Genomic DNA, 3,140 nt, shown 5'->3' with positions numbered 1-3,140 from the left:
GCCGTCGCGCCAGCGAACCTGTTCCAGCAGGTTCGCGGCGCGACGCTCCGAGACGAACGTCTTGATAGGGAACATCGTTCGTCGGGTGACGCGGCCGCGTCACCCTTGCCTGCTGTGACTTCCAGCTCCTGCTGAGAACTGACCAACAATCCTCTACCCAAGAGCGAACCGGGAACTCGCTGGTCGGCAGCGACATCGAGGACGTGCTCGCGAACGGCGGCGACGAGACCGGCGCGGGCGACGGGCAGTTGACCCTAGAGCAGTCGTTCGCGCACACGCGTCAGCAGGCCTTAGAGCACGTGATGGACCGGTTCCAGAGCCTGCTCGCCATCGACAACGAGACGCTCGCGGACGCGAAGGAGATGGAGGACGTGTACGACGCGGTCCGCGACGACGACCTTTATAAACACCTGCTGGCGATGGCGAACGTCCACACCGCCGAGCGCTTCGGCCTCGACGTGCCGAGCGACGCCGACAAGCGCATGGCGGAGGCCCTCCGCGCCGACTCGTGGAGCGACATCGAGGGACAGGACTGGTTCAAAAGCGCGCAGGCGATGGCCGACGACGAGCGCTTCTTCCACTGGGAGTTGGAGTTCCCGGTCGCGTTCTACGACGAGGACGGCGCGCGGCAGGCGGACGCCGGGTTCGACGCGGTGATTGGGAATCCGCCGTATGTGAAAATTCAAAACATCGTCGGGTCTGATAAGGAATATTTCGAACAGATGTATGACGTGGCGAAAGAAAGATACGATCTATATGGGTTGTTTACTGAGCGAGGGTACAAACTCACGCGGAACAGAGTTGGACTAATTGTTCCCAACAAGTTCTTCGAATCACGGGCAGGCAAGTCCCTCCGGACATTCTTGAACGATTCTAAGGAAGTGGAAGCAGTCGTCGATTTCGCCCAAAATCAGGTTTTTAATTCAGCAACCATCTACACGTGTCTTCTTTTCATGAGAAACGGCCACAATTCACAAGAAGTTCAATACAAGCAGGTCAACGGTGATCTTGAATCCGCAATCAATCAACCATATATAAAATCGACACTTGGGACCGGAGATGATAAATGGACCCTCGTTGGAGGAGATGAGCGGCAAATACTGTCCAAGATCGAAGAGACAGGAGAACCATTTGGAGACGTTACAAACAGCATATTCGTTGGAATTCAGACAAGCGCGAACGACGTATTCGTATTAGAGGATTGTAGCGTGAATGGGGACACAATTACCGGGTATTCGAAGGCGGTGAAAGACGAAATTGAAATTGAAAAAGACCTAACGCACCGATATGTCGACGGTAAAGATGTTTCTCGGTATATGCCGCCAAAAACGTCTTCTCGGCTAATTTATCCGTATGACTCTTCTGGACAGTTGATCTCGGAGGATCAGCTCGAAGATCAGCATCCACAGACGTATGAGTATTTAAAAGCTAGTCAGTCCGATTTGGCTGAACGAGGTAGTGAAAACCAAATATTCGAATCATGGTATGCACATTGGTGCCCTCGAAATCCTCATCGGTTTGAGCGTAAAAAAATCGTGCTTGGACAGATTGTCAAGCAGGGCGAAGTCACATACGCATCCGTCTTTAGTTAAGCGAGAAAACGCGTGACTGCGGCGGCTTATCGTGGCATCTTTCGGAAGGAATGAGGAAGCCGAGTCTGTGCACAACTCCGGCTCCTCATCTCGAATTATGCGTCGGCTCACTACACTGTTTCCCTCCGAGTTCCTTGAAGAGCACGCCGAGGAACTCGGCGTGGTCGAACGTGACCGCAAGCTCCAGATCCCTGCCTTCGTCTGGACATTCGTGTTCGGCTTCGCCGCAGGCGAAAGCCGAACACTCGCCGGGTTCAGACGCTGTTACAACTCAACTGCCGATGAGACGATCTCTCCGGGCGGATTCCATCAGCGGTTGACACCGACGCTTGCGGAGTACTTCCGCGACCTCGTCGAGACAGCACTCGACGAGGTCGCTGTTCCTGACGCTGTTGACGCTGATATCGACCGATTTAGGGATGTGATGATCGCTGATGGAACGGTGTTGCGGTTACACGAATTTCTCTCAGATCAGTTCCAAGCCCGCCACGAGGAGCAGGCTGGAGCGAAGCTCCACCTGCTCCACAATGCCACAGAGCAGACGATTGAACGGATCGACACTGCTGACGAGAAAACGCACGACAGCACCCTGTTCAAGACTGGGCCATGGCTTGAGAACCGCCTTGTGTTGTTCGATCTCGCCTACTTCAAATACCGCCGGTTTGCGCTAATCGACGAGAACGACGGCTACTTCGTGAGTCGGCTGAAGCAGAACGCAAATCCGGTGATTACGGCGGAATTACGGGAATGGCGCGGCCGCGCCATTCCCTTAGAGGGCAAGCAGCTCCGAGCTGTTCTCGACGATCTCGACCGGAAGTACATCGATGTAGAAGTCGAAGTAGAGTTCAAACGAGGACTGTACAACGGGACGCGGTCGCTGGATACGAAGCGGTTCCGCGTCGTCGGCGTCCGCAACGAGGACGCCGACGACTACCACCTGTACATGACGAATCTGGCGAGAGAGGAGTTCTTTCCGGCAGATTTAGCAGATATCTACCGCTGTCGGTGGGAGGTTGAGTTGCTGTTCCGCGAGCTGAAGACGCAGTATGAACTGGATGAGTTCGACACGAGTGACGAACACGTGGTGAAGATCTTACTGTACGCAGCGTTGCTCTCTCTGCTTGTAAGCCGTGATCTGTTGGATCTTGTCACTGAGCAGGCGGATGATAAACTCGTGTTTCCGACAGAGCGCTGGGCGGCGACCTTCCGGTCGCACGCCCAGCTCATTCTCCACGAACTCGGAGAGTACCTCGGCTACTCACCACCGCCACTGCTCGAACGGCTGATCGAAGACGCTCAGAAGATACACAAGCAACGGCCGATCTTACAAGAGACACTCGCTACCGCTACACAACCGAGGTGTGAGTCTTAACTAAAGACGGATGGTCACATACGATTCAGAGGGCGATCTATACTACTCAAATATCAGTACTTCACAAAGCCGCTTAGTTAGAACGTCTGCTTGCTGAAGGTGTGTCTAAAACCAAGCAAGCAGACGGTGTGATTCACGAGGACCAGCTTCTTAACTTTCTCGTCAACCGCCTTGAC

General features: G+C 54.3%; 2 protein-coding genes. Both read left to right on the top strand.

Annotated elements, in window-relative coordinates:
- Positions 1-203 precede the first annotated feature (203 nt).
- Positions 204-1,592 carry an Eco57I restriction-modification methylase domain-containing protein gene (locus EXE46_RS16080; RefSeq protein ID WP_199234201.1) on the top strand — a complete coding sequence of 463 codons (1,389 nt, stop codon included), beginning with the start codon at positions 204-206 and terminating at the stop codon, positions 1,590-1,592.
- Between the two features lie 97 nt (positions 1,593-1,689).
- The gene (locus tag EXE46_RS16075) at positions 1,690-2,964 is read left to right on the top strand and encodes an IS4 family transposase (RefSeq protein WP_137689346.1); all 1,275 of its coding nucleotides are present in this window, start codon (positions 1,690-1,692) and stop codon (positions 2,962-2,964) included.
- The last annotated feature ends 176 nt before the right edge of the window (positions 2,965-3,140 follow it).

Source organism: Halorubrum sp. GN11_10-6_MGM (genome assembly GCF_005435165.1).
GTDB lineage: Archaea > Halobacteriota > Halobacteria > Halobacteriales > Haloferacaceae > Halorubrum.
The sequence above is the reverse complement of the archived record's forward strand: the minus strand, read 5'-3'. Positions and strand labels throughout refer to the sequence as shown.

Coding starts and splice junctions, on each gene's coding strand:
- EXE46_RS16075 (WP_137689346.1), top strand. CDS start 1,690: ATGCGTCGGCTCACTACACTGTTTCCCTCCGAGTTCCTTGAAGAGCAC.